We start from the raw sequence: 25,553 nt of genomic DNA, 5'->3' as shown, positions 1-25,553 counted from the left end.
CGAACGAGCGAAAGCGCCACCCACCCGGAGCATTCCGGGTGAGCAGCGCTTCAGCAAACCGAACCGTGGGCGAACCCCACCAACGTGTGGCGGGGACGCCCTACGAGATCGAACTACTCGCCCGCCGTCACAACGAGCGGCAGGGCGACGGTGACCTCGGGGTGGAGGCGAACCGTGACCGAGTGCTTGCCGGTCGTCTTGATGTGACCCGGCAGCTCGATGGCGCGCTTGTCCAGGACCGGACCACCGGCGGACTTGACGGCAGCCGCCACGTCCGACGCGGTGACCGAGCCGAACAGCTTGCTGCTGCCGGCGGCGGCCTTGGCCTTGAGCTCCACGGAGAGACCCTCGAGCGCGGTCTTGATCTCCTTGGCGTGGTCCAGGTCGCGCACGCGGCGGGTGTCCTGCGCGCGGGTGATGACCTGGATCTGCTTCTGCGCGCCGCGGGTCGCGACGATGGCGAGGCCGCGCGGGAGCAGGTAGTTGCGGCCGTAGCCGTCCTTGACCTCGACGATGTCGCCGGGCGCGCCAAGGCCGGAAACGTCAGCGGTGAGGATGAGCTTCATCGCAATGTTCCCTTTCTCTTAGCGGGCGGTCGAGGTGTAGGGCAGCAGGGCCATCTCACGGGCGTTCTTCACGGCAACAGCGACGTCGCGCTGGTGCTGCGAGCAGTTGCCCGTGACGCGGCGGGCACGGATCTTGCCGCGGTCGGAGATGAACTTGCGGAGGAGCGTCGTGTCCTTGTAGTCGATCAGGGACGCGCTCTTGTCCTTGCAGAAGGCGCAGACCTTCTTCTTGGGCTTGCGCACAGGCGGCTTGGCCATGTGTCTCTAACTCCTGGATACGCGATGTGTGAAGTACTGGATGACCGGTGCAGTCGGTCTAGAAGGGGGGCTCGTCGGCAAAGCCACCGGAGCCGGCCGGCGGGGCGGAACCCCACGGGTCGTCTGCCGGCGCGCCGCCGCCACCGCCACGAGACTGCTGACCGCCGCCGCCGCCGAAGCCGCCGCCACCGCCGCCGTCTCCACGGCTGACCTTGTTGACCTTCGCGGTCGCGTAGCGCAGCGAGGGGCCGATCTCGTCGACCTCCAGCTCCACGACGGTGCGCTTCTCGTTTTCCTTCGTCTCGAAGGAACGCTGGCGCAACCGTCCGGTGACCACCACTCGCGAACCGCGGGTGAGCGACTCGGCCACGTTCTCGGCGACCTGACGCCACACGTTGCACCGCAGGAACAGCGCTTCGCCGTCCTTCCACTCGCCGGACTGGCGGTCGAAGGTGCGGGGCGTGGAAGCGACCGTGAAGGACGCCACCGCGGCACCGCTCTGGGTGAAGCGGAGTTCGGGGTCGGCAGTCAGGTTCCCGACTACCGTGATCGTCGTCTCACCAGCCATGTCTTGGGAGCTCCCCTAATCGAGGTTCGTCAGGCCTTGGCGGCCGACTTGGCGGGCTCGCGGCGCAGGACCTTCGTCCGGAGCACCGTCTCCTGCAGACCGAGCTGGCGGTCCAGTTCCTTCACCGCGTCCGGCGTCGAGGTCAGGTCGAGCACGGCGTAGATGCCTTCGCTGCTCTTGTTGATCTCGAAGCTCAACCGGCGCTTGCCCCACACCTCGACCTTCTCAACGTTTCCGCCCGTGGTGCGGATGACGTTGAGGAACGTGTCGAGAGACGGCGCGATCGTGCGCTCGTCGAGACTGGGGTCGAGGATGACCATCACTTCGTAATGACGCATGAGGACCACTCACCTCCTGTGGACTCGCGGCCACGGGCTTTCCGTGGCAGGAGGGTCGTCGCGTCAGCAACTGACAAAGGTTAACAGAGCGCGTCCGGCGACTACGCAGGGGTGCGGCGGAGCACCCAGGTCCGCACCAGCGCGCCCGTGACCAGGGCCAGCATCAGCACCGCGACCAGCACCGGAGCGCCGACGCCGCCGGGACCGGAGAGCCTGGGCAACGCCGTCGCGCGACCGGCGGCCTGCACCGAGTCGCCCGCGACGCCGGTGCCGTTGGACGCGCGGGGCACCTGCGAGCCGTACCGCACGCCGGGCGACGGCGAGTACAGGCCGGGCATCGCGAACGGCAGCGAGCCGTAGCTGAACAGCGGCACGCGGCCGAAGTTCGAACCGATCGGGTACAGCGAGAAGTCGCGGTTGCTGGGCGCGCCAGCGCCCACACCGGGAACGCCGGGCTGCGTGCCCGGCTGGGTGCCGGGGTTGGTCCCCGGCTGCGGCTGGGGCTGCTGGCCGGGCGGCTTCGGTGCACCCGGAAGCGCGCCGACGGCTTCCTCGGACTTGTTCGCGATCGCCGCGGTCCCGTCCTGGATCGGCGCCGCGACCTGGTTGACGGCGACGACGGTGATGCTGCAGCCGCCCGTCAGCGTCGAACGGACGGTCTTGTCGAGCGTGCCGAGGATCGGCCCGAGCAGCGGGATCTTGTTGACCTCGACCATGACGGCGTTCGCGATCGTGCCGCCGGAGATGGTCGTCGTGCCGACCTGCACCGCGCCGATCGGAATGGGCTTGACCTGGGCGAACGCCTGCTTGAACGGTTCGGCGAGCGGTGGCCCGAGCAACGGGACGGCGCGCACGAGGTCCGTGATCGGCTGCGTCACGGCGGCCGGACTGAGGGAGACAGGAGTGCCGGGCGCGCCCTGCACGGTGGTGGCGCAACTGCCGACCACGATGGGATCCGCCGCGTGTGCGACCCCGCCCACCGAAGCGGACGCCAGGGCCAGCAGCGCCGTGGCGGCGACGCTCAACAGCCTCATGCGAACCCCTTTCCTACTCTCAAGTAACGACCGTAGGTCCTGGTGGTGACGCGAACCACCCCCAGTTTTCGCAATTACTCCTATCGGCGGCGGCTGCGATCGCGTTATGGACGCCGACTACCCTCCTGCACATGCGCATCGGGGCCCATGTACGCGACGACGACCCGGTCGGCGCCGCGGCCGAACGCGGGGCCGAGGTCGTCCAGTTCTTCCTGTCGGATCCCCAGGGCTGGAAGAAGCCGAAACCTCATCCACAGGCGGAAGCGCTGCTCGCCTCCGATCTGGAGGTGTTCGTCCACGCCCCGTACATGATCAACATCGCGTCGCTGAACAACAAGATCCGGATTCCGTCCAGGAAGAACGTGATCCAGCACGCGGAGGCCGCCGCGACCGTCGGCGCCAAGGGCCTGATCGTGCACGGCGGGCACGTCACCAAGGGCGAGGACCCGGCAGAGGGCTTCGCGAACTGGCGCAAGTTCTTCGAGCGCCAGGTCGCCGAGGGCGGCTTCGCGGTCCCGGTCCTGATCGAGAACACCGCGGGCGGCGACGGCGCCATGGCCCGCACCTTCGACTCCCTGAAGCTCCTCTGGGACGCGGTCGGCGAGTTCGGCGCGGGCTTCTGCCTCGACACCTGCCACGCGTTCGCCGCCGGTGAGGACCTGGTCGGCATCGTCGATCGGGTGAAAGCGATCACCGGCCGCATCGACCTCGTGCACCTCAACAGCTCGCGCGACGAGTTCGGTTCCTCGCGCGACCGGCACGACAACATCAAGACTGGCACCATCGACGCCGACCAGCTGGCGGCCGTGGTCGCCACCGCCGGATGCCCCGTCGTGGTGGAGACACCGGACGAGGGCCAGGCCGACGACATCGCCTTCCTGCGCGACCGCGCCGGCCGGTGAACACCGTGCACGAGGTGGTGAGCGTGACGCCCGAGCGAGGCGAAGGCGGGCGTTTCGCGAGCCGCTTCGGCAGGCCCGCCGCCGTCGTGCTCGTCCTGCTGTGCGGGCTCACGCTGCTGCTGGGCTTCGTCAACAAGGACCGCTGCACCGGTCCCGCGTTCGACCAGTGGGGCCGCACGCAGCCCGACTACGACGAGCGCAACAAGCAGGACGTCTGCTACTCCGACATCCAGCACCTCTGGATCGGGCGCGACATCGACCGCCACGTCTTCCCGTACGTGGACGGCAACATCAACGAGCAGGGCATCCTCATCGGGGGCTCGGTCGAGTACCCGGTGCTCTCCGGCCTGATCATCTGGGCGGGCGCGATCTTCGCGCACAACGACGCGCAGTACCTGCTCTTCTCGTCGCTCCTGATGGCGCCGTTCGGCCTGCTCACGGGCTGGTTGCTGGGCAAGCTGGCCCGCTGGCGCGCCCTGCTGTGGGCGATCGGGCCACCGCTGATCCTCTACGCCTTCCACAACTGGGACCTGCCCGTGGTCCTGTGCTCGGTCGCCGCGGTCTTCGTGGTGCACCGGTGGAACCGGCCACTGGTCGAAAGAGCGACCGTGGCGTCCGTGCTGCTCGGGCTCGGGTTCGCGTTCAAGGTCTACCCGGCTGCGTTCGTGCTGCCGCTGATGCTCTTCGTCGCCACCGGCGGCTGGCGCGGCCAGGAGATGCCGGAGGGCAAGAAGGTCGACGTCGCCGGCGCGGTCAAGGTCGCGCTCGCCTCGATCGTCACGGTCGTGCTGGTCAACGTGCCGTTCGCGATCGCGGGATACGACGGCTGGGCGGCGTCGTTCGAGTTCCAGTCGCTGCGCAGGGTCGACATCACCACGAACTCGATCTGGTACTGGGGCCTGCGGCCGTTCATCGGCGACGACGCGATGCAGTCGCTGGTCGGCGTGATCTCGCCGATCACGATCCTGATCTCGTTCGCGATCGCCGCCGGCTACGGCTGGATGCGGTTCCGGCGCGAGGGCAGCTACCCGTGGATCGCGGTGTCCGGCGCGATGCTGTGCGGCTTCATGTTGCTGCACAAGGTCCACTCGCCGCAGTACACGCTGTGGCTGGTGCCGTTCCTGGTGCTGCTGCGCGTGCGGCTGATGTGGGCGTTCGCGTACTTCGTGGTCGACCTGGCCATGGGCATCGGCATCTTCCGCTGGTTCTGGGCGATCGAGTTCGGTCAGCCGGCCGGGATCTACGACAGCTTCTCCGCGCAGGCCGTGATGATCGGCGTGTGGGGCCGTGCCGCGTTGCTCGTGGCGCTGTTCGTGGTGTTCCTCAAGGCCAGGGACGTGACCGAGGACGACCACGAAGATCTGAAATTCCTCCGCGGGGACGTAGCAGCACAGCGTTGACCGGCCGCAGACTGCACCCGTGAGGGTGATCATCGTGCTGGCGTTGCTGCTGGTCTGCGGTGCCTCCGGAGTGCCCGTGCGCTCGGAGGTGATCCGCTGGCTGCCGGTGTGGCAGGCCGTGCCGACCCTGTCGAGCACCGTGCCGGACCAGAGCGTGCGCACGACGGTCGACCTCGACGCGGGCGGTACGTCGGTCCGGGTGCGCCTGTCCAACCTGATGGGCACCAAGCCCGTCCGCGTTGAACAGGCCACCGTCACGGCCGACGGCGAGACGCGGCAGCTCACGTTCGGCAGGTCCCGCGCCGTCACGATCAGGGCCCGCGCCGAGGTCTACAGCGACGCCGTGCGGCTCGCGGTCGACAAGACGCTGGAGATCAGCACGTACACCCCGGCCGGCACGCCGTGTCAGGCGCGGGCACATCGCACGATCACGTCCACGCGCGAGCAGATCTGCCTCGTCTCGGCGGTCGAGGTCGCGGGCTTCACCGCACCGGGCGCCGTGGTGATGTTCGGCGACTCGATCACCGAGGGGTTCTACGAGAACACCTGGCCGTCGCTGGTCGAGAGCGACTACGCGATCCTGAACGCGGGCATCAACGGCAACGGCGTGGTGCTGGGCAACGCGCCGATGGTCACCCGTGTGCGCCGAGACGTCCTGTTCAGCAAGGAAGTCCGCAAGGTCGTGCTGCTCGGCGGCATCAACGACATCCAGAACGGCGTCAGCGCCGAGAACGTCATCGCGGGCATCCGCACCGTTCAGCTGCGCTGCCGCCAGGAGGGCGTGGAGTTCCACATCGGCACCATCACGCCGTGGCGCGGCTGGTTCGCCTGGACCGAGGAACGCGAGCAGCAGCGCCAGAAGGTGAACGCGTGGATCCGCGCCACCTACCCCGGCGCCATCGACTTCGACGGGGCCGTGCGCGACCCCGCCGACCAGCTCAGACTGCGTCCGGAGTTCGACTCCGGTGATCACCTGCATCCGAACGGGGCCGCATTCGGTGCAATGGCTCGCCTCGTGCGGGTATGACCAGCGGACGGTCCGGCGCGTCGGCCAGCACGCCCTCCAACGGGTCGTCGCCCGCCATCCGCACGCGGTCGCGCTCCGGGTGGTAGATCTCCCTGATGATCATCACGCACAACGTGATGACGGCCGCGTCGCGCAGCAGGACGGCGCCGAGGAACCAGTCGATCGGCAGGCCCTTGTTGTCCGTGCCGAGGTAGAAGTACATGCGCGGCACCCACACCAGCGCGTCGACCGTCATCCACGCCAGCAGCAGCTTCCAGCGCGGCAACGCGAGTACGGCCAGCGGCACCAGCCACAGCGAGTACTGCGGGCTCCACACCTTGTTCGTCAGCAGGAACGCCGCCACGACCAGGAACCCGAGCTGCGCGAGCCTCGGCCGGGTGGGCGCCGAGAGCGCCACGTAGGCGATGCCGGCGCAACACACGAGGAACAGCACCATGCTGACCGTGTTGAGGACGGTCGGCGGCTGCCCCTGCGTCAGCCCGGGGTCGAAGCCCTGCCAGCCCGTCCACTGCACGAGGACGTTGTAGAGCGTGTCCGGGTCCGCGTTGCGTTCGGTGTTGAGGCGGAAGAACTCTCTCCACCCCGTGTGCGAGGCCGGGTTCAGTGCGATCGGCGCGTTGACGAGCGCCCACGCGCCTATGGCCGCCGCGGTGGTGGTGAGACCGACCTTGATCCGGTTGGACCGCCAGCACAACAACAGCAACGGCCCCAGCAGGAACAACGGATAGAGCTTCGCCGCACCACCGAGCCCCAGCAGCACACCGGCGAGCACGGGCTTCTTCCGCGCCCACGCCAGCAGACCGGCCGTCGCGAACGCCGTGGCGATCGTGTCGAAGTTCGTGAACGCGTGCACGATGACCAGCGGCGACACGGCGACGATGGCCGCGTCCCACGTCCTGCGCCGCGCGATCCGGGCGACCGAGAACACCGTCACGAGCCACGCCACGGCCAGCCAGAACGCGGTGACGTTGAAGAACACGATCACCGTCATCGGCAGGCCGGGCACCAGCGCCACGAGCCCCTGCGCCACCCGAGCGTTGAGCCACATGAACACACCCGTCACCACGGGGTACTCCATGTACCGGACGTGCTCGGTCGGCTTGCCCTCGTCGTCCTTCCACGACGTGATGTACGGGAAGGAACCGCGCTGGTCGAGCCGTTCCGCGGTGTAGAGCGGCACGGTGTCGGAGTAGCAGAGCGCGGTGAACTGCTTGCTGCCCCGCCAGTCCAGCTGCACGACGCCCTTGTCGTCCACGTACTGCTGGATGCACGGCGACTTCTGCACCCACCCGAACAGCAACGTGACGATGGCGAGCAGCAGGATCACCCGCACGGCCGTCCAGAAGTAGTTCCGGCCGACCAGCGCGTGCTCGCCCAGCGGACCGCCGAACGGTCTGCTCAGGCCGCGCGCGAGGGACTCGGTCCACGTGGGCGCGACGCGCTCTTCGCGGGTGAGCGAGGCGGTGTCCTCGGCGAGGTCGGACTCGGGGGCCTCGGCGGGACGCTCGGCAGGGCTGCTGGGCACGTCGCGGATGTTACGGCCAAGACCGTTTCGCCGTGGTCAACATCCTGCCGACTGCGGATCCGTCGCGATCTTCGCGGCGGTGACGGTGCTGGCGGACGACAGCGGTGTGGAGACCGTGAACGTGTAGCACCCCTCCGCTGAGGAGGAACCGAGAAAGGAGCTGGTGACGACGTACACCGCGGTGTCGAAGTGCAGTGCGGACCCGTCCTGGCGCACCTTCGGATCGCCATCGCTGTCGCGGTGGGTGCTCCGCATTATTTCCTCGTTCGTCAGAATCCCGTCCGCAGCGCGTTCGCGGAGGCGGTTCTGGATGTTCTCCACCTCTTGGGAAAGCTGGTTCTCGGGGTTCATCTCGCGGAACTTGAGGTAGATCTGCAACGCGGCCAGCAGGAGGCCCACCAGAATCAGGATCGTAAGAATCGTGAGACCCCACCGACGCCGGACGGAACGCCCGGCGTCGGTGGGATTCGTGCGATCGGAGTCAGTCATCGACCGTAGTTCATCTCCTGGAGCTTTGCTTCCAACACCCTTCCGTAGCCATAGGTTCCCGAGACGTTCGGGTGCACGGACGAACGGCTGGCGCAGCTGGAATTGATGAGCCAGCAGAGCGTTTGTTTGTCACCGGCGTGGAAATCGCCTTCACCCTGCGGTCCGAAGATGTAGCTGTTGATCATCGGTTCCGGATCGCAGATGCCGTGACCTGCGAACTGGCTGCGCGGGTCGGCGAAGCTGACCGCCGATCCGGCACTGGTGACGGTCTGCTTCAGCTTGTCGCTCATGTACTGGGCGAGCCCGGCGATCGCCCTGGCTTCGTCTCCGGTGATTCCATAAGCACAGGCGTTCGTCGTGCTGAAAAGCGCGGGATAACCCATCAGCACGATTTTGGCGTTTCTCGCCTTGACCTTGATGTTGTTGAGAACGCGCAGGATGTTCGCCTGTGCCTTGTCGATGTTCGACTTGTGCAACGACTGGTAGCTTTCCGTTGAGCAGTCGAACACGACGCAGTCCGCGATGGCCTTGCTGAAATTGGCGTCGTTACCGCCGATCGACAGGGTGACCAAGGTGGTGTCGGCGGAAAGCACACCGCTGTCCAACTGCCTGATCTCGCGGAACTGCCCTTCACCCAGATCGTAGTTGTCCGGCTCGTCCCAGGACCTCGGGTAACTGGTCCCGCTCGCACCGCCGTCGAGATTCCAGGTCACCGCCCCGGAACAGGCCACGAATCCCAGCTCGACGTCGGACTGGAAACGGTCAGAAGCGTTCCCGACGTACCCGTCCACGCCGGGCAGGGTGAACTTGCGCGGCCACGCGTCCTGGCTGCGCCGGCAGGCGTTCCACTCCTGGTTGCCGTGGTTGTTGTCGGACTCCTTGTAGTACCCGCCGGCTCCTTCGCCCGACGAGAAGGAGTCACCGAGAGCGGCGATGACGTGCTTGGGCTTGCCCGGCAACGGCTGGAACGCGATCGCGTCCCAGGCGACGTCGGCGGTGCCGAGCCCTTCCCTGGTCGCCGAGCTCAGCCTGACCGTCGGCTTCCCAGGTCCGGCGAACTGGTACACGCCCAGCGAGACCCACTTGTTCGCCTCGGTGCCCTGGGAGATGTACCGCTCCCTCGTGATGCCGTTGCCGAGGTCGATCTCGTACTTCGCCTGCTGGGTGTGGGCGCCGTGGTCGGGCAGGTGCACCAGCACGCGGGCCCAGCTCAGCGACTGGTTCAGCGTCCACGTGCCGGTCACCCTGGCGAACCCGCCCTGCTCGTCGTTCTGACGGGTGTGCCCGAACCAGAAGTGGTTGTCGAAGCCGGCACCGATCTGGTGGAAGTCGATCCTCGCCGACGGTGAGTCGTGGAAGTCGAGCTCGAACTTGCCCTGGTTGTTCCAGTCGCGCACGCACTTGCGGGCCGGGTCGGCCCACGCCGGCGACGGTTGCTGAGGCGTGTTCACCGAGTCGTCGACGATCAGGGCGCCCTGCGGCAGGGTCTCCCGTCCGCACCGGGGCGGGTAGTTGGTGCCCCAGCCGGGAGACGGCTCGACGTCGTAGGTGAAGTTCCAGTTGCCGCACTCGGCGGTGCAGTCGTTCTTCCACGTCGCCGGGAAGTGCCACCAGCACTTCAGGTCCCGTTTGCCGGTGGCGGGGTTCTTGTTGTCGCACGGTCCGGCGGGCTCGGGGTCGTCACCCTCCTCCGGGAGCACCGAAGGGTCGTCCGGCACCCACTTCTGTCCGGGGTAGCAGTTGTTCTCCGCCTTGCAGAACAGGTCCGAGGGCGGTTTCACCGCCGAGCGGTACTCGGGGTTGACCCACCACGCGGGGGCGAAGCCGGGACCCGAGGTCGTGCCGATCGAGTGGGCGGCCCAGCCCATGATCTTCTCCGGGTACGGCCAGTACTGGGGGTTCTTGGCGTCGCACTGGCAGGTGTCCAGGAACGCGTTGCGGTTCGTCTGGTACCTCGGGTTGATCGGGTTGTTGGTCCAGCCGAGGCCCCACGGGGAGCCGTCGCCCTTGTTCACGTTGAAGCCGGAGTTGTAGGCCCACGCCGCGAAGAACCAGTTCTCGATCTTCCGGTAGCTGCCGTCGTTGACGATCAGGCCGGCACGCCGCGTCTGGTTCCACTTCTCCGAGATCATCTGGAGGCCCTTGGCGATGTTGGACTTGTGGTCCAACGCGATGGCGCGCTGCTGGTCGAGGGGAAGCGCCCGACCGTGCCTGTCTATGTCTCCCTCCCTGCCCGCCAGCCGCATGCCGTCGGTGACCTGCGTGATGCCGTAGCCGCAGTCCGCCTTGTCCCAGTGGATGTCCCAGTCGTCAGAGCCGTCCCTGTTGTAGATCAGCAGCCCGAAGTAGTTGCCGATCAACGGGTTCGCGGTGACGCCGGGCAGCGCGTACCGCGCGGCCTGCCACAGGTTCGACTCCTGGGCCATGATGCCGAGCAGGATCTGCGGCGGCACCTTGTCGCCGCCGTCGATCGCGACGCGCGGGAACATCTTCTGCGCGCCGGTGGTCTGCTCCAGCGTGCCGAGCACGGCCCGGTCGGCTGCCCACTCGACCTGGGCGGGCGTCGGCTGGGTCGCCATCTGGTCGGGATCACCACGCGGAATCGAGCAGACCCGGTCGGCGTCCACCGCGTCGGTGACGCCGGCGAGCTGGGCCTGCACCTTGCTGTCACCGAGCTTCGGGTGCAGCGCACGGCCGGAAGCCGCCTTGTCGCTGACCCGTGCCGCGGGGTCGACCTTGAAGCCGAGCCGTTGCCCGGTCGGGAGGACCTTCAGCTCGACCTTCGCCGGACGGGCGGCATCGCCCTCGGCAGGACCGTCCCATTCGGACCGTTCCACCGCGCTCCTGCCCTCGGTGGACACGGTGGCGTCCCTCGCGACGTCGATCTTCGCGACCGACGGCGGCAGAGCCGACACGGACTTCGCGGTGCCGGTGATGAAGACCTTGCCGGCCCGTCCGGACGTCACGGCCAGGTCCTTCAACGCACCGGTGGCCAGCGTCGTGAGCTTGGCCTTCGGGTCGGCCGGCAGCGAACGCCGCACCCGCACGTCGTCCTTCAGCTGTTCCAGGAAGACGAGGCCTCCGTCGGCGTCGGGCTTCAGCAGGAACGGCGTTCCGGTGGCGGCCGCGATCCTCGTGCGCACGCCCTTCTCATCGATCTTGACGACCGCGTCGCGTGCCGCCGCCACGATCCCGGCCTTCGTCGGCACCGCCGAGGTGACCTGTCCGTCCACCTCGATGCGCGCACTCGCCGACCCGGCCGCGGCGTCGACGCGGCTGAGGCCCGTCTTGTCGAACTCGTCGCCTTCCTGGGTGAGCACGGCCTGTTCGCCGTTGCCACAACCGGGGTTGAAGTAGGCGAGGCTGGACCGGACGTTCAGCTTCGTCACGGCACCGGTGTCGAGGTCGACCACGGCGCTGAATCCGCCGCGCGCCGAGAGCGCGTCGCGGTTGGTGAAGATGCGGGGCGCGTAGACGACGACGGCGCGCTTGCCGGACTCGGTGACGCAGGCGTTGCCGATCCACTGGTCGGCGTCGAAACCGGCCTCGGACAGGGTCGCCGCGGTGCGCCACGTGTAGCCGGTCGACGCGTCGGCCACCAGCAGGTGGAAACCGTCCGCGTCACCGCTCGTGGTCCACGCCCGGTCCCCCGACTGCTGCCAGCCGGCGCCGAGTTGTTCGGCGCGCTTGCCGGCGTCGGTCGTGCTGGGGTCGGTCCTGTCGACCGGTGCCGCGGGTCGCCGGGGCGCCTCAGGTGCCGCCGTGACTGGTTGAGCGGTGGTGACGAGCAACGACGCGATGATCGCGGCCACCGCGATCTTGGGTTTGCCGCGCAGGGCCCGGCCCCGCGCTCTTGCTCCGGGTAAGCGCATCTCGATCCCCCAGGTTCGGTCTTACGTCTTCCGGTCTGTGCGGTACTTCCTCCTGAGGCGGACGAACACCGCGAGCGCTCCGGCGACCCCGAGCGCGCCTGCGGCGGACCTCCACCACAAGAAGCTGTTTTCCGAACTGTGTGCGGGTTGTGCCGTCACGGCTCGTGCCGGATCGACGATGCCGTGTCCGTACTGCGGATCCCGGCCAGGTGAACCGGCGTCCTTCGCCGTCGACGTGAGCAGGTCGACCACCTCCGGCGCCGTCAGATCCGGGTGGGCGGCTCTGACGAGTGCCGCCGCACCCGACACGATCGCGGCGGAAAAGCTGGTGCCGGAACGCTTGTCCGGCGTCACCTCGACTCCCGGTGCGGCCAGCGCCACCTCTGGACCTTCGACGCTGACGTCCGGGCGGAACTTTCCGTCACCGTCCACAGCGGACACCGCCAGCACGCCGAAACCGTTGGCGGGAGCCGTGACCGCGGTGTCGGTGCCCGCGTTCCCCGCCGCCGCCACGACCACGACGTCGTGTTCCGCCGCGTAGCGCAGGCTTTCGTCGAACGTGCCCGTCGCCGAGCTGCCGAGCGACAGGTTCAGCACGCGAGCGCCGTGGTCGACCGCCCACCTGATCGCGGCGTTCGCCTCGACGCTGTTGCCGTTGAGCTTCACCGGAAGGATCTTGGCCTCGGGCGCGACGCCGACGACCAACTCGGCCACGTCGGTGCCGTGGCCGAGCCGGTCGCGTGTCCCGGTGCCGAGTTCGGGGAACTCGGCACCGGGCAGCACGGCGCCCGCGAGTGCGGGGCGGTCGTCGTTGACACCGGTGTCGACGACACCGACGACCACCCCGTTGCCCCTGGACACCTCCCAGGCGTGCTCAAGTTCGAGCTGCCAGGAGAGGTCCGCGAGCATCACCAGCGCGAGCAGGATCTTCATCGCGGGATCAGTAGTCCCACAGCAGGAAGCGACTCTGCGGAGGCTGGTCGACGTTGACCGCCTCCTGCTTCATGAAGGTCAGGTCCGCGCTGCTGTCGTTCTGCGGGCGAAGCCCCATTCCCGGCTTGGAGAACAGGAAGGTGCTGTCAGCCGCGGTGTCGAGCAGACGGTCGTTGATCCAGTACATGTAGGACGTGTCGTCGCACGGGCGTGCTTCAGCGATGGCACCGGGGTTGTACGTGTTGCCTTCGACCGCCATGCACAACCCTGTGCTGCGGTGGATGACCTGGTACTTCCACCAGTCGCGCGGCGCGACACCGGGCGGCGCCGTTTCGGTCTGCCCTCCCGCCTTGCGGATCAGCCAGTGATCGGTGATCGAACCCGCGCACGGCGTCTGGCTGACGCTGGTCCGCCCGCCGGTCTGGTCGGTGACGGTCAGGCACTTCCCGGTCTGGTCGTTGACGATCGGCGTGGACCTGTCGTTGTCGGTGCCGAGCGTGGGCAGGCTGAACGCGAGCGCGTCGAACACCATGACCTGATTGTTGAACCCGCCGCCGTTGGGCGTGATCGAGCTCAGACTCACCTTCGGCGTGTTGTTGAAGACGAACGACCCGACGAAGGCCCACTTGTCGGCGAACTTCGACTGGTCGACCGTGGTGGTCCGCACGCCGTCCGCCGTCTCGACCTTGTACTGCGCCTGGGTCGCCTTGATGTCGCTGTGTTTCGGGATGTAGGCCCAGACGTCGACCCGGCCCTTGAGCAACTTGTTGAGCTGCCACTCGGCGGTGATCGCCGCCTTCTGGTCGGTGAAGTTGTCACCCTTCACCGTGGTCTGCCACATGTGGCCGCCCAGCCCGCTGCCGATCTGGTGCAGGTCCACCATCGCGGCCGGTCTGCCGTCGGTGCGGAACGACAGGGCGCCGTTCGACGGTGGCCGGGCGCAGTCCGGGGCTCGCAGGCTCGGCGCGGGGTGTTCGACGATCAGGCTGGTGCCCTGGTTCGGCAGGTTCGCCAGGTCGCAGGTCGGCGGGTAGCTGGTCCCGTTGTCCGGTTCGGCCGCGAAGTCCGGGTAGTCGTAGCGGATGAACTCGAAACCGCAGGTGCGGTTGCAGTTGTCCTCCTTCCACGACACCGACTGGTTCCACCAGCACCGCAGGTCGTACAGACCGCTGCCGTTCTTGTGCCCGCAGGGCCCGGCGGGCTCACCGACGACGTCGGGGTCGTTCGGCGTGAAGCTCCCGCCCGGCACGCAGCTGTTGCTGGCGTTGCAGAACGTGTAGATGCCCGGCTTCACGTTCCGCCGGTTGTTCGCGGCGGTGCCGGGGACGCTCGCGGGACCGTCGATGCCGTTCCACGTCGCGGGGCGGAAGAACGGGACCTCGGTGGTCTCGTTCTCGAAGCCCGACGGCGGGTTGGCCGCGAAGCCCATCACCTTCTCCGGGTACGGCCAGTTCTGCGGGGTGGCGAAGTCACGGGGGTTCTCGCCGAACGAGCCGCGCTGCGGGTTGTACTTCGGGTTGGCCGGGTTGTTGAACCAGCCGAGACCCCAGGCGCTCGGGTCTCTCTCACCCGGTGCGTAGAAGCCGGAGTTGTAGGCCCAGACCGCGAGGAACCAGTTCTCGATGTTCGAGAAGTCGTTGTCGTGGACGCGCATTCCGGCGTTCTGGACCTGGTTCCACTTCTCCATCAGCTTCTGCAGACCGGCGGCGATGTTGACCGCGTAGTCGGTGGCGATGGCCTTCCGCGCGTTCGGGAAGACCTCCGAGTCCGTGCGGCGCATGCCGTCGGTCAGCTGCGTGATGCCGTAGCCGCAGTCGGCCTTGGAGAAGTCGACGTCCCAGTCGTTGCTGGGGATGTCGTCGTAGATCGGCAGACCGTAGTAGTTGCCGATCAACGAGTTGCCGGTCTCCCCAGGCAGCGCGTGGCGGGCCGCCTGCCACATGTTCGACTCCTGGCCCATGATGCCGAGCAGGATCTGCGCGGGCACCTTGCCGTTGTTGTTGGTGTTGGCCAAGGTGATCGGCGGGAACATGCCCTGCGGCGTGTAGGCACCCATGCCCAGCCCGCGCCAGTTCGCCGGACGCTGGACGTACAGGTGGTTCTTGACCGCCATGTTCGCCGCCCACTCAGCCTGCTTGGGCTTCGGCTGGTAGGTCTGGATCGAGGTGTCGTTGCGGGGAATCGCGCAGGTGTAGCCGGGCTCCACCTCACGCGGCTTCAGCGCCGCGGCGGCGTCGACCGTGAAGCCGACCTCCTTGCCCGTCCTGAGGCTCTTCGTCTTCAGGTGCCACGCCTGAGGTTCGCCCTGCACCGCCGAACCGGTCGGCAGTTGCTCGGTGATCGCCGCCTCGCCGTCGGTCGACACCTCGGCGCCGAGTCCGACGTCGAGCTTGCGGACGAACCGGGGCAGCGCCTCGACCTTGGCCGCCTTGCCGGTGATGAACACCTTGCCCGCGGTGCCCGACGTGACGCCGAGCTCACTGGCGTTGCCGGTCGCGAGCGTCGTGACCTTCGCACCGGCACCGGTGGTGGTGCGCTGGACGCTCACCTTCGTGGTGTCCTCGGGCGCGACGAAGACCACGCCGTTCTCGGCGTCGGGCCGCAGGAACGACGGCGTGCCCTTGGTGCGGGCAAGCCGTTCCTTCTTGCCGTCACCGCTCACCTTGAGCACTCCGCCGCTGCTCGCGACGGCGAACCCGCCCTGGTAAGGAACGGCGGAGGTCACCTGGCCGTCGAGGTCGGTCGGTGAGCTGAGCTTGGCGGTCTTGGTGTCGACGGTGAGCAGCCGCGTCTTGCCGCGGTCCTCCTCGCCGGCCTGCGTGAGCGCGACGGTGTCACCGACACCGCAGCCGGGGTTGAAGTACGCCAGCGTCGTTGTCACCGGCAGGTTCTTCACCTCGCCGGAGACCAGGTCGACGACGGAGGTGAGGCCACCGCGCGCGAACAGCTCCGGCTTGTTCGTGAAGATCCGCGGCGCGTACACGACCACGGCCTTGGTGCCGTCGCCGGTCACGCAGGCGTTGCCGATCCACTTGTCGGTGTCGACGGCCTTCGAACCCAGCGTGGCGACCGTGCGCCACGAGTAGCCCGTCTTGGCCTCCGCCACCAGCACGTGGAACCCGTTGCCGTCACCGGACGTGGTCCAGAGCCGGTCACCGGACTGCTGCCAGCCCTGGCCGAGCAACTCCTGCCGCTTCTCCGAGGGCACCACCGGCGGTTCGACCGGAGGCTTGGCCTTCATCGTTCCCGGTGAGTCCGGGTTGGTCGACGGAACGACCGGAACAGGTTTCGCGTCGGCCTGGACAACGGAAGCGAGCATCAGCGCCGCGGTTCCCGCGACGATCAGAGCTCGTCTTCGCATTCGTTTCCCTGACAAAACAACACCCCCAAATGATGTTTTTCGCATGCTGACCGGCTCGTGGTCGCACGAACACGTGCGACCACGAGCTGGAAATCAGAAGGTGGAAAAGATCAGTCGGTGACTAAGGGCGAAGCGAGACCCGGAACATCTCGATCGTGTCGTTCCAGTCGTCTCCGACGTACCAGACGCTGCCGTTGTCCCTGCGGGAGGCGCTGGATTCCACACCGGCCACGTCGTAGGACATGACGGAGTCGCAGGGCGCCCAGACCCGCCACGACGAGATCTTGTTCCGCCAGACGGTCTGGTCGCCCGTCATGGTGGTCTTGTAGCCCTCTCGATCACAGGGCCCGGCGGTGCCCCACCACTCGTACCAACCACCGGCGGTCGACCATCCGGCGTCGTTGTACCAGGTGATGAGGTCCTGGCGGTTGGCGGCGATCGCCTCGGCCCTGGCAGCCTTGAGCTTGCCGGAGTCGGGTTTGACGTCGCAGGTCAGCTTGGTCCGCTGACCGCTCTCGTCGGTCACGCCGACGCAGAAGTCGTCGGCGGGCCCCGCGCTGGCCGGCGTCGAGGAGCCGACCGCGATGACGCATCCGAGCAGGGCGAATACAGCCTTTTTCACATTTCCCCCAGAAATGTGCAACTGTTCCTGTCCGTTTTCGGGCAGGTTGAACGGCCTGCGCATGACGCAGGCTCAGTGCTGTGGAAGAAGCAGGAGTGTCGCCCGAATCGGCAACGATGATCGACAAAAGATCGGCGAGTTGCTCTCCGATACGCCCCCCAGCGCGGACATTGCCCGTGTGGAGGTCGTCCGGCCGCCACTGGACCGATTTAAGTTGCTGTCGGGTGCTGCGTCAAGACGGCGTGTGGTGGTTGTCCGGTCAGACAGGCAAGTCGCGAACACGGCGGTGCTTCTCGCGCCGACCGATTCCCGACAAAGCGAAGGGGCCCGGCGCTGTGCGCCGGGCCCCTTCGCTTTGTCAGCCGTCTCCTGGACCACCCCTGGGGCGGCCGCTCGTGGACGGATCGGGATCGTCGGACGGGTCCGGGCAGTTGATGCCCGGGATGCAGTTGGGCGGCTTCGTCTGCGACGGCTTGCCCGGCTCCGAGGTCTGCGACGGCGGCTGGTTGCTCGGCGGCGTGCTCGGCTGCTGGTTGCTCGGCGGAGCGACCGGCGGTTCGGACTTGCGCGGCGGGTTGAAGTTGCCGATCGGGTTCGGCTTCGCGAACTTCTCCTTCTGAGCGTCCGCGAGCGCCCCGTCCATGAACTTCTTCCAGATCTGGCCGGGAAGGCCGGAACCGAAGATCGCCTTGCCTTCCTTGTTCTTGATGGCGACGTTGCCGGCGTCCTTGCCCATCCAGACCGAGGCGGACAGCTGCGGCGTGTAGCCGACCATCCAGGCCTTCGAGTTCTGGTCGAGGCTGTTCACGAGCTCGTGCGTACCGGTTTTGCCGGCGCACTCGCGCTGGGCGGCGCACCCGATCTTCGAGTAGGTCGGGATCTCCTTCAGCGTCTCGGTGACGTTGTCGGCGATGTCGCGGCTCTTCGTCTCGACCGGGTCGAAGGCCGGTACCGGCTGGTCGACGTGCTGGTAGAGGAGGTCGCCGGTCGGACCCGTGACCTTGCTGACGAAGAACGGAGCGCGGTAGATGCCGCGGGCCGCGAACGTGGCGTAGGCCGAGGCCATGTCGAACGGGCGCACCTGGGCGCTCTCGGCGCCGATGGCGATACCGGCACTGGGGGCGTTGCCGCCCTCACCGACCAGCGTGTCCCTCTGCTTGCCTTCGATCATGATGGTCTTCGGGATGCCCGCCTCGTGCGCGGCGTCCGCGACGGCACGCGTGCCCGTGCCCCTCTTCTCGTCCGCCACCATTTCGTAGAAGACGGTGTTGAGGGACTCCTTCATGGCCTGCTTGACCGGGCATTCCTTGCCGCACGTGGTCGTGCTCGCGTTGCGGACCGGGATGCCGGCGATCTTGCGCGGCGTGCTGTCGTACACCTCGCCGATCCCGTTGCCCCGCTTCAGGTCCGCCACCAGGTCGAACGGCTTGAACGACGAGCCGGCCTCCTGGGCGGTGCCCATGGCGTAGTCGATGCCCTTGAGTCCGTCCTTGCCGGGGTAGTAGGCCCGGACGGCACCGGACTGCGGCTCGATCGCGCTGAGCGACGTGCGCAGCTCCGCGTCCTGGCCCTCCATGACGGAGTTGACGGCGTCGACCGCGGCCTTCTGCATCTTCGGGTCGATCGTGGTCGTGATGGTGACGCCTTCCTTCTGCGCCTTCTCCATCGTGATGCCGACCAGGTCGCTGTCGAGCTCGTTCTGGACTCGCTGGCTCACGCGGGCGAGCGGGCCGTCGAGGCTCGCGGGCTGCGTCTGCTCGAACGGCAGGGGCGTCGGGTACTGGCGTGCGTCGTAGTCGGCCTGGCTGAGCCAGTTCTTCTGAAGCATCTGGAGCATGACGAACTCCCAGCGCTTCTTCGCGTGCTCCTCGTCCTCTGACCACGAGGGGATCTGGATCATGCCGGCGATGAACGCGGCCTCGGAAGGCGTGAGGTCCTTCATCTGCTTGTTGTAGTAGACCTGCGCCGCGGCCTTCATGCCGTTCGCGCCACGACCGAAGTACACCGTGTTCATGTACGCGGTGAGGATCGTGTTGTGGTCCGACTCGTTGCTCATCTTGTAGGCCTTGACGAGCTCGGTGAACTTACGAGTCAGCGTCGGGGCCTCGTTGTTCGTCGCCTTCTTGATGTACTGCTGCGTCAGGCCGGAACCACCCGAGCTGCCGCCGGTCGCCTGGATCCAGACGGCGCGGACGATGGCCTTCGCGTCGAAGCCGGGGTTGTCGTAGAAGTTCGCGTCCTCGGCGGCCATGACGGCCTGCTTGACGGAGTCCGGGAGCTCGTCGTACGTGAGCAGCGTGCGGTTCTCACCGGGCGAGGTGATCTTGCCCATCTCGGAGCCGTCCGAGTAGAGCAACGTGATCGTCTTGTCCTGGTCGGCCGCGATCTTGTCCGGCCGCGGCCAGTCGACGAGCGGGTAGGTGACCGCCACGGCGATCACGGGGCCCAGGATCATCAGACCGATCGCGACGAACGCGCCGATGCGGACGCGCTTCCAGATCTTCTTCTTGCGCAGACGACGCTCCTCCTCTTCGGTGAGCTCCGGCTCGTCGTCGTACTCGTAGTCGTCGTCATCGGCGGCGGCACCGGCCATGAGGAACTCGTCCTCCGGCTCGCGGTGCGTGATGAGCTCGGGCTCGCGCTGCGTCGGCCGGTTGACCGGCGGCATCTGCGTGGTGCGTTCCTCGCCGGGGTTGCGCGGGGGAACGGGACGGCCGGGTCCACCGGGACCGCCCTGAGGGCCGCCGGGACCACCAGGTCCACCGGGGCGACGAGCACCGGGGGGCGGGGCGATCGGCATGCCGCCCGGAGGCGTCGGAGGACGGCCGGGGCCACCCTGCGGACCGCCTGGCCCGCCCTGGGGTCCACCGGGACCGTTCATCGGCCCCTGCGGACGGCCGGGACCGCCCTGAGGCCCACCGGGTCCACCCTGTGGACCGCCTGGTCCGTTCGGGCGGCGCGGGGGCTGCTGCTGTGGGAAACCACCGGGCGGCGTGCCACCCTGAGGAGGGCGCGCGAAACCGCCGGGCGGGGTGCCCGGTCGCGGCTGATTCGGGACATCGCGCCTCGTGCCGCCGCCGTCCGGGTCGTCCCCGGTCGGCCACTGCGGCTCGCCTCCGCGCTGCCGGTCATCATGCTGGTCGTTCACGTGAAAAGGCCTCCCAGACCGGCGTGCATCAGCACACGGTTCGGTGGTCGTACTTCGTTCGGAGCAGTGTCACCTGAGCGTCATTCCGCCGCAGTCCTCCTGCGTGGCTTTTCCAGCCCACGCTTCCCCAGGACGTATGACTGCACCAGGTGGTTCCAACTGCATGTGCGACAAACTTCAACTACGTACACGGAGAACTCGTCGAAGAGGTTCGCCATCTTCACCAGTTCTTCAGGCGTGCGTGCTGAACCGGCTGCGTGCTTGAGCTCGTCACCGTAGACCCAGGAGACGTGGGTCAGCGGTTCCTTCCGGCACACCGGGCATGGCACCTCCGTCACCGTTCCGTGGAACTTCGCAGCTCGCAGCAGGTACGGGGACGCGTCGCAGACCTCCATGGTGCCCGTCCGACCGGCATGGACCTCCGCCAGCAGCGCACGGCGCTGCAGCGAGTAGTCCACCACCTGTCGTTGGGTCAACACGTGACAAGAGTACGTGCCGGGCGCTTTTCGATGATGGGCCGTTCAGGGCAGCAGTGACGGACGCGGTATCACGGTGTGCCACATCCCACAGTTCTGAGGAGCACACGATGTATCGCGCCGATATAATCACCTCACCTATCGGTGCAGGTGCGAGGAGGTGACTCGTGTTCGAGTTCGCGCTGCTCGGCCTGCTGCACGAGGCGCCCATGCACGGCTACGAGCTGCGCAAGCGCTTGCATGACCTGCTCGGAGCGTTTCGCGCGTTCTCCTACGGATCGCTGTACCCAACACTGCGGCGACTCCAGAGGGCGGGCCTGATCGTGGAGGAGGGGCCGGAGGAGTCGGCTCTTTCTTGGGGACGTCGGGCTCGCAAGGTCTACAAGCTCACACCGGAGGGCAAGGAGCGGTTCGCCGAACTCCTGTCCGAGGCGGGGCCGCAGACCTGGGACGACGACTCGTTCGGGGTCCACCTGGCGTTCTTCTCGCGCACGCCGGCCGACATCAGGATGCGCATCCTGGAGGGCCGCCGGCGGTGGGTCGAGGAACGCAGGGAAGGACTCCGCGAGCGGCTCGCGCGCACGGGCGAGCAGATCGACCGCTACACCCGGGAACTGCACAGCCAAGGCCTGGAGAGCACGGAGCGCGAGGTGCGGTGGCTCAACGAGCTCATCGCGCACGAACAGTCCGAGCAGGACGAGCAGTAACTCACATGTTGATCAAGGAGGACTCGGCAATGGGCGAAAACCGCCGCACCGTTCGAGTGGCCATCGTCGGGGTTGGCAACTGCGCGGCGTCGCTGGTGCAGGGCGTCCACTACTACCGGGACGCCGACCCGAGCACCCGCGTGCCCGGTCTGATGCACGTGCAGTTCGGTGACTACCACGTGCGCGATGTCGAGTTCGTCGCAGCGTTCGACGTCGACGCGAAGAAGGTCGGTGTCGACCTCTCGGAGGCCATCGGGGCCAGCGAGAACAACACCATCAAGATCGCGGACGTGCCGCCGCTCGGCGTCGTCGTCCAGCGCGGTCACACCTACGACGGTCTCGGGAAGTTCTACCGGGAGACGATCGAGGAGTCCGACGCCGCGCCGGTCGACGTGGTCCAGGCGCTGCGCGACGCCGAGGTCGACGTGCTGGTCTCGTACCTGCCCGTGGGTTCCGAGGACGCCGACCGCTTCTACGCCCAGGCCGCGATCGACGCCGGTGTGGCGTTCGTCAACGCCCTGCCCGTCTTCATCGCGTCGGACCCGGAGTGGGCGGAGAAGTTCCGCGCCGCCGGCGTCCCGATCGTCGGTGACGACATCAAGTCCCAGGTCGGCGCCACCATCACGCACCGCGTGCTGGCGAAGCTCTTCGAGGACCGGGGCGTCCAGCTCGACCGCACCATGCAGCTCAACGTGGGCGGCAACATGGACTTCCTGAACATGAAGGAACTGGAGCGACTGGAGTCCAAGAAGGTCTCCAAGACCCAGGCCGTCACGTCCCAGGTCGACCGCGAGATGGGCAAGCGCAACGTCCACATCGGTCCGTCGGACTACGTGGCGTGGCTCGACGACCGCAAGTGGGCCTACGTGCGCCTGGAAGGCCGCGCCTTCGGCGACGTGCCGCTGAACCTGGAGTACAAGCTGGAGGTCTGGGACTCCCCGAACTCCGCGGGCATCATCATCGACGCGGTCCGCGCGGCGAAGATCGCCCTGGACCGCGGCATCGGCGGCCCGATCCTCTCGGCGTCGTCGTACTTCATGAAGTCCCCGCCCGTGCAGTACTCGGACTCCGAGGCGCACGAGGCCGTGGAGAAGTTCATCCGCGGCGAGGTGTGACGTGAGGGGCCGCTTCCGGGCGGCCCCTTCGCTCATCGCTTCGAGAGCCTGAGCTTCTGCCAGCTGCCGTCCGCGGTCCACCCGCCGTCGACGGGCAGCGCGACACCGTTGATGTACCTGGAGTTGTCGCTCGCGAGGAACCGCACGGCCTGCGCGATGTCGTCCGGCGCGGCGAAGCGCCCAGCGGGTACGTGGTCGGTGATGTCGTCGTCCACGTAGTACCCGCCGGCCTGCGACTCGACGTCCATCTCGGTCTTCACCCAGCCGGGACACACGGCGTTGACCCTGATCCCCCGCCCGCCCCACTCGACGGCGAGCGTGCGCGTCAACCCGATCAGCCCGTGCTTCGTCGTGTTGTACGCGGCCCGGTCCGCCACCCCCTGCAGCCCGGCGACGGACGCGATGTTGACCACGCTCCCGCTGCCCTGCCGGAGCATGACCTTGCCCAACGCCTGCGTGAGCAGGAACGGCCCGGTCAGGTTGACCGCCATGATCCGTTCCCACTGCTCCAGCGTGGTGTCCTCGAACGGCACGATGCCGGCGATCCCCGCGTTGTTGACCAGCACGTCGACCCTCTGGTGGGTGTTCACGACGTGCTCGGTCAGGCGCTGGACGTCCGCGGCGCTGGCCACGTTGCCGACGACCCCGCCCTCGCTCTCCTGCAGGTCGAAGCCGACGACGGCGAACCCGTCCTCGCGCAGCACCTCCGCGATCCGCAGCCCCATGCCCTGCGCCGTGCCGGTGACCACGGCAACTCGTTGCGTCATGACGGCCACGCTAGCCGTGCATCCGCTACGTTCGGCACGGTGCGCACGCTGCTCGTCGCCCTCCCCGGCCTGGTCCTGGCCGGCATCGGCCTGACCCACCCCCACCACCTGGACGCGTCGACCGCGCTGTGGTGGCAGAACATGCACATCATCCTGGCGGTGGTCTTCCCGTTGCTCGGTGCCGCGCAATGGGTCCTGCTCGACGACAGCCCGCGCTACGTCCGCTACCCGGCTCGCGCCGCCGCCTTCGGCTACGTCGTCTTCTACGGCGCACTCGACGCGCTGGCGGGCATCGGCGGCGGAGCGCTGACCGTCCAGAACGGGGGCCGCTCGCCCGGCGACGCGGCCATCTTCCGGATCGGCAACCAACTCGGAACCGTCGGCGCGTGGTGCTTCTTCGCGGCCAGTCTCGCGATCGCGGTCTGCGCGCTGATCGCACACCGGCTGAAGGCGATCCCCGGCGCCGCGTTCCTGATGCTCGGCAGCTACCTGTTCCTCAGCAGCCACATCTACTGGCCGAAGGGCGTCCTCGCCTGCACCTGCATCGCCGTCGGCATGGCCGCCATCAGCTACGCCAGCGCGTCCGGCAGGTCGGCGATCGACCCCAGCACCCGCACCTGAGCCAGCACGTCCTCGGCGGGCGGGAAGTGCGGGTTCGGCACCGCCAGCACGGTCATTCCGGCGGCGAGTGCGGCCTTCAACCCGTTGGTCGAATCCTCGACGGCGTAACAGGAAGAAGCCTCGATGCCGAGCCGCGAAGCCGCCAGCAGGTACACGTCCGGCGAAGGCTTGCCCGCCGCGCACTCCTCGGACGACACCGCGACGGGCACGGGCAGTCCGGTCACGTCCAGGAAGACCTTGATCAGCGCCGCCGGCGCCGACGAGGCGATGGCCACCGGGAAGCGGGACGCCACGGCCCGAACGACATCCACGGCTCCGGGAATCACCGGCAGATGGGCGGCGTAGGCCTTCTCCATCTCGGCGATCACCCCGGCGGACACCTCGGCGGCGGGCAACCGCACCCCCACGGCCGACACCAGGTGCGCAGCCCACTCCGGCGTCGACATCCCCTGCATGTCGCGGGTGGCGGTCGGAGTCCACTCCCCGCCGTGAGCCGCGGCGAAGGACTGGCGCACCTCGTCCCACACCTGCTCGGAGTCGATCAGCACGCCGTCGAGGTCGAAGATCACCGCATCCACGCCCCGAACCGTACCCTGTGACCCACGATGCTTCGCCATGCTAAGCAAAATCAGTTAGGATGGCGAAGTGAATTTCAAGGCTCAGCCCAAACAGGTCTGGATCACGGCTTTTGCCGCCGTGATCGCCTTCATGGGGATCGGGCTCGTGGACCCGATCCTGCTGTCCATCGCAGAGGGTCTGCACGCAACACCGTCGCAGGTCACGCTCCTCTTCTCCTCCTACCTCGGCGTCCAGGTCGTGGCGATGCTCTTCACCGGTGCCGCGACGGCGCGGTTCGGGGCCAAGCGCACGCTCGTCGGCGGGCTCGCGCTGATCGTCGTCGCGACGCTGCTGTGCGCCGCTGCGGGGAACATCGCGCAACTCGTCGGCCTGCGGGCCGTGTGGGGGCTCGGCAACGCGTTCTTCATCGCCACCGCGCTCAGCGTCATCGTCGGCGCGGCGAGCGGCGGGCAGAAGGCCGCGATCCTGCTCTACGAGGCCGCGCTCGGTCTCGGCCTGAGCGTCGGACCGCTGCTCGGTGCGCTGCTCGGCAGCGTCTCGTGGCGCGGGCCGTTCCTCGGCACCGCGATCCTGATGGCGGCCGCGTTGATCCTTTGTGCAACGTTCCTGGCCAAGGACTCGCACCACGAACGTCCGAAGATCGGCCTGCTCGACCCGCTGAAGGCCCTCAAGAACCCCGTGTTGCTCCGCACCTCGATCGGAGCGGCGCTCTACACGGCGGCCTTTTTCACCGTTCTGGCGTGGTCGCCGTTCGTGCTGCGGTGGGGTGCCGTCGAGATCGGACTGATCTTCTTCGGCTGGGGCGTGTGCGTCGCCGTCTCCAGCGTCTTCCTGGCGCCGCGGCTCGCGGACCGCGTCGGTGAGAAGCGGGCGATCATCGGGTCAGTGCTCGCGTTCGCCGTGCTGATGCTGCTGATGGCGGTGCCCAGCAAGCCGTTGCTCGTGGTGGCCGTCGTCATCTCCGGCCTGGTCAGCGGCCTGCTCAACACCCTGTTCACCGGCACCGCGATGAGCGTCAGCGACGCGCCGCGGCCGGTGGCGAGCGCCGGGTACAACTTCCTGCGCTGGCTTGGCGGCGCGCTGGCGGCGACGTTCGTGAGCCACCTCGCCCAGCCGTTCGTGGTGGCGGCGGTGCTCTGCGCGGTCGCGGCCGTGCTGCTGGCGTTCAACCGAACCGACACGCGTGAGGTACCTACGGAAGTCGTGATCGCGAGCGAGCAGCTAGTGGGTTAACGGAAGGTGAAC

22 protein-coding genes are annotated in these 25,553 nt (G+C 67.8%); 7 read left to right on the top strand and 15 right to left on the bottom strand.

Annotated features, from left to right (window positions below; translation table 11 throughout):
- Positions 1–113: 113 nt before the first annotated feature.
- The 5 genes from rplI to ACFWN2_RS28780 all read right to left on the bottom strand — a co-directional run bounded on the left by rplI (position 114) and on the right by ACFWN2_RS28780 (position 2,764).
- On the bottom strand, positions 114–566 hold the full coding sequence (gene rplI, locus ACFWN2_RS28800; RefSeq protein WP_382432596.1) for a 50S ribosomal protein L9: 453 nt from the start codon (positions 564–566) through the stop codon (positions 114–116).
- Positions 567–584: 18 nt separating this feature from the next.
- Positions 585–824 (bottom strand): 30S ribosomal protein S18, encoded by a 240-nt coding sequence (gene rpsR / locus ACFWN2_RS28795; RefSeq protein WP_030480165.1) that lies wholly within the window; start codon positions 822–824, stop codon positions 585–587.
- 58 nt (positions 825–882) lie between these two features.
- On the bottom strand, positions 883–1,392 hold the full coding sequence (locus ACFWN2_RS28790) for a single-stranded DNA-binding protein (RefSeq protein ID WP_382432594.1): 510 nt from the start codon (positions 1,390–1,392) through the stop codon (positions 883–885).
- 29 nt (positions 1,393–1,421) lie between these two features.
- The gene (rpsF, locus tag ACFWN2_RS28785) at positions 1,422–1,730 is read right to left on the bottom strand and encodes a 30S ribosomal protein S6 (protein WP_089919040.1); all 309 of its coding nucleotides are present in this window, start codon (positions 1,728–1,730) and stop codon (positions 1,422–1,424) included.
- Between the two features lie 101 nt (positions 1,731–1,831).
- Positions 1,832–2,764: a hypothetical protein gene (locus ACFWN2_RS28780; RefSeq protein ID WP_382432592.1), complete on the bottom strand. Its 933-nt coding sequence runs from the start codon at positions 2,762–2,764 to the stop codon at positions 1,832–1,834.
- Between the two features lie 131 nt (positions 2,765–2,895).
- Here ACFWN2_RS28780 and ACFWN2_RS28775 point away from each other — a divergent pair, with 131 nt between their 5' ends.
- From ACFWN2_RS28775 to ACFWN2_RS28765, 3 genes are read left to right on the top strand one after another with little or no spacing between them, the layout of a single operon-like run.
- Complete coding sequence (locus tag ACFWN2_RS28775; RefSeq protein WP_382432590.1) at positions 2,896–3,666, top strand: deoxyribonuclease IV; 771 nt, start codon at positions 2,896–2,898, stop codon at positions 3,664–3,666.
- 23 nt (positions 3,667–3,689) lie between these two features.
- On the top strand, positions 3,690–5,066 hold the full coding sequence (locus tag ACFWN2_RS28770; protein WP_382432588.1) for a glycosyltransferase family 87 protein: 1,377 nt from the start codon (positions 3,690–3,692) through the stop codon (positions 5,064–5,066).
- 19 nt (positions 5,067–5,085) lie between these two features.
- The gene (locus ACFWN2_RS28765) at positions 5,086–6,093 is read left to right on the top strand and encodes a GDSL-type esterase/lipase family protein (protein ID WP_382432586.1); all 1,008 of its coding nucleotides are present in this window, start codon (positions 5,086–5,088) and stop codon (positions 6,091–6,093) included.
- Here the strand turns inward: ACFWN2_RS28765 and ACFWN2_RS28760 are convergent.
- The 8 genes from ACFWN2_RS28760 to ACFWN2_RS28725 all read right to left on the bottom strand — a co-directional run bounded on the left by ACFWN2_RS28760 (position 6,005) and on the right by ACFWN2_RS28725 (position 20,522).
- Positions 6,005–7,618: a glycosyltransferase family 87 protein gene (locus ACFWN2_RS28760; RefSeq protein WP_382432584.1), complete on the bottom strand. Its 1,614-nt coding sequence runs from the start codon at positions 7,616–7,618 to the stop codon at positions 6,005–6,007. The two genes, ACFWN2_RS28765 and ACFWN2_RS28760, sit on opposite strands and share 89 nt — an antisense overlap.
- Before the next feature lie 36 nt (positions 7,619–7,654).
- Positions 7,655–8,017: a hypothetical protein gene (locus ACFWN2_RS28755; RefSeq protein ID WP_382432582.1), complete on the bottom strand. Its 363-nt coding sequence runs from the start codon at positions 8,015–8,017 to the stop codon at positions 7,655–7,657.
- A gap of 86 nt (positions 8,018–8,103) precedes the next feature.
- The gene (locus ACFWN2_RS28750; RefSeq protein WP_382432580.1) at positions 8,104–11,979 is read right to left on the bottom strand and encodes an SGNH/GDSL hydrolase family protein; all 3,876 of its coding nucleotides are present in this window, start codon (positions 11,977–11,979) and stop codon (positions 8,104–8,106) included.
- 21 nt (positions 11,980–12,000) lie between these two features.
- On the bottom strand, positions 12,001–12,912 hold the full coding sequence (locus ACFWN2_RS28745) for a S8 family serine peptidase (protein ID WP_382432578.1): 912 nt from the start codon (positions 12,910–12,912) through the stop codon (positions 12,001–12,003).
- A 7-nt stretch (positions 12,913–12,919) separates the two neighbouring features.
- Positions 12,920–16,273 carry a hypothetical protein gene (locus ACFWN2_RS28740; RefSeq protein ID WP_382432576.1) on the bottom strand — a complete coding sequence of 1,118 codons (3,354 nt, stop codon included), beginning with the start codon at positions 16,271–16,273 and terminating at the stop codon, positions 12,920–12,922.
- A gap of 121 nt (positions 16,274–16,394) precedes the next feature.
- Positions 16,395–16,895: a hypothetical protein gene (locus tag ACFWN2_RS28735; RefSeq protein WP_382432574.1), complete on the bottom strand. Its 501-nt coding sequence runs from the start codon at positions 16,893–16,895 to the stop codon at positions 16,395–16,397.
- A gap of 358 nt (positions 16,896–17,253) precedes the next feature.
- Entirely contained in the window at positions 17,254–19,776 is a 2,523-nt protein-coding gene (locus ACFWN2_RS28730; RefSeq protein WP_382432572.1) for a transglycosylase domain-containing protein, read from the bottom strand.
- A gap of 347 nt (positions 19,777–20,123) precedes the next feature.
- Complete coding sequence (locus ACFWN2_RS28725) at positions 20,124–20,522, bottom strand: DUF5318 domain-containing protein (protein ID WP_382432570.1); 399 nt, start codon at positions 20,520–20,522, stop codon at positions 20,124–20,126.
- Between the two features lie 164 nt (positions 20,523–20,686).
- Here ACFWN2_RS28725 and ACFWN2_RS28720 point away from each other — a divergent pair, with 164 nt between their 5' ends.
- Positions 20,687–21,226, top strand: a complete 540-nt coding sequence (locus ACFWN2_RS28720; RefSeq protein ID WP_382432568.1) for a PadR family transcriptional regulator — start codon at positions 20,687–20,689, stop codon at positions 21,224–21,226.
- 29 nt (positions 21,227–21,255) lie between these two features.
- On the top strand, positions 21,256–22,341 hold the full coding sequence (locus ACFWN2_RS28715) for an inositol-3-phosphate synthase (RefSeq protein ID WP_382432566.1): 1,086 nt from the start codon (positions 21,256–21,258) through the stop codon (positions 22,339–22,341).
- Positions 22,342–22,373: 32 nt separating this feature from the next.
- On the opposite strand, the gene ACFWN2_RS28710 is transcribed toward ACFWN2_RS28715, so the two are convergent.
- Positions 22,374–23,108: an SDR family NAD(P)-dependent oxidoreductase gene (locus ACFWN2_RS28710; protein ID WP_382432564.1), complete on the bottom strand. Its 735-nt coding sequence runs from the start codon at positions 23,106–23,108 to the stop codon at positions 22,374–22,376.
- 39 nt (positions 23,109–23,147) lie between these two features.
- Between ACFWN2_RS28710 and ACFWN2_RS28705 the strand changes: the two genes are divergently transcribed.
- A complete protein-coding gene (locus tag ACFWN2_RS28705) occupies positions 23,148–23,729 on the top strand; it encodes a hypothetical protein (protein ID WP_382432562.1) in 582 nt (193 codons plus the stop codon).
- Here ACFWN2_RS28705 and ACFWN2_RS28700 read toward each other — a convergent pair.
- Positions 23,678–24,307: an HAD family hydrolase gene (locus tag ACFWN2_RS28700; RefSeq protein ID WP_382432560.1), complete on the bottom strand. Its 630-nt coding sequence runs from the start codon at positions 24,305–24,307 to the stop codon at positions 23,678–23,680. The two genes, ACFWN2_RS28705 and ACFWN2_RS28700, sit on opposite strands and share 52 nt — an antisense overlap.
- A gap of 67 nt (positions 24,308–24,374) precedes the next feature.
- On the opposite strand from ACFWN2_RS28700, the gene ACFWN2_RS28695 reads away from it, so the two are divergent.
- Positions 24,375–25,541 (top strand): MFS transporter, encoded by a 1,167-nt coding sequence (locus ACFWN2_RS28695; RefSeq protein WP_382432558.1) that lies wholly within the window; start codon positions 24,375–24,377, stop codon positions 25,539–25,541.
- Positions 25,542–25,553 lie beyond the last annotated feature (12 nt).

It is taken from the genome of Lentzea sp. NPDC058436 (genome assembly GCF_042721515.1).
GTDB lineage: Bacteria > Actinomycetota > Actinomycetes > Mycobacteriales > Pseudonocardiaceae > Lentzea.
The sequence above is the reverse complement of the archived record's forward strand: the minus strand, read 5'-3'. Positions and strand labels throughout refer to the sequence as shown.

Coding starts and splice junctions, on each gene's coding strand:
- ACFWN2_RS28775 (WP_382432590.1), top strand. CDS start 2,896: ATGCGCATCGGGGCCCATGTACGCGACGACGACCCGGTCGGCGCCGCG.
- rpsF (WP_089919040.1), bottom strand. CDS start 1,730: ATGCGTCATTACGAAGTGATGGTCATCCTCGACCCCAGTCTCGACGAG.
- ACFWN2_RS28745 (WP_382432578.1), bottom strand. CDS start 12,912: ATGAAGATCCTGCTCGCGCTGGTGATGCTCGCGGACCTCTCCTGGCAG.
- ACFWN2_RS28715 (WP_382432566.1), top strand. CDS start 21,256: ATGGGCGAAAACCGCCGCACCGTTCGAGTGGCCATCGTCGGGGTTGGC.
- ACFWN2_RS28740 (WP_382432576.1), bottom strand. CDS start 16,273: ATGCGAAGACGAGCTCTGATCGTCGCGGGAACCGCGGCGCTGATGCTC.
- ACFWN2_RS28790 (WP_382432594.1), bottom strand. CDS start 1,392: ATGGCTGGTGAGACGACGATCACGGTAGTCGGGAACCTGACTGCCGAC.
- ACFWN2_RS28730 (WP_382432572.1), bottom strand. CDS start 19,776: ATGAACGGTCCCGGTGGACCCCAGGGCGGGCCAGGCGGTCCGCAGGGT.
- ACFWN2_RS28710 (WP_382432564.1), bottom strand. CDS start 23,108: ATGACGCAACGAGTTGCCGTGGTCACCGGCACGGCGCAGGGCATGGGG.
- rpsR (WP_030480165.1), bottom strand. CDS start 824: ATGGCCAAGCCGCCTGTGCGCAAGCCCAAGAAGAAGGTCTGCGCCTTC.
- ACFWN2_RS28750 (WP_382432580.1), bottom strand. CDS start 11,979: ATGCGCTTACCCGGAGCAAGAGCGCGGGGCCGGGCCCTGCGCGGCAAA.
- rplI (WP_382432596.1), bottom strand. CDS start 566: ATGAAGCTCATCCTCACCGCTGACGTTTCCGGCCTTGGCGCGCCCGGC.
- ACFWN2_RS28780 (WP_382432592.1), bottom strand. CDS start 2,764: ATGAGGCTGTTGAGCGTCGCCGCCACGGCGCTGCTGGCCCTGGCGTCC.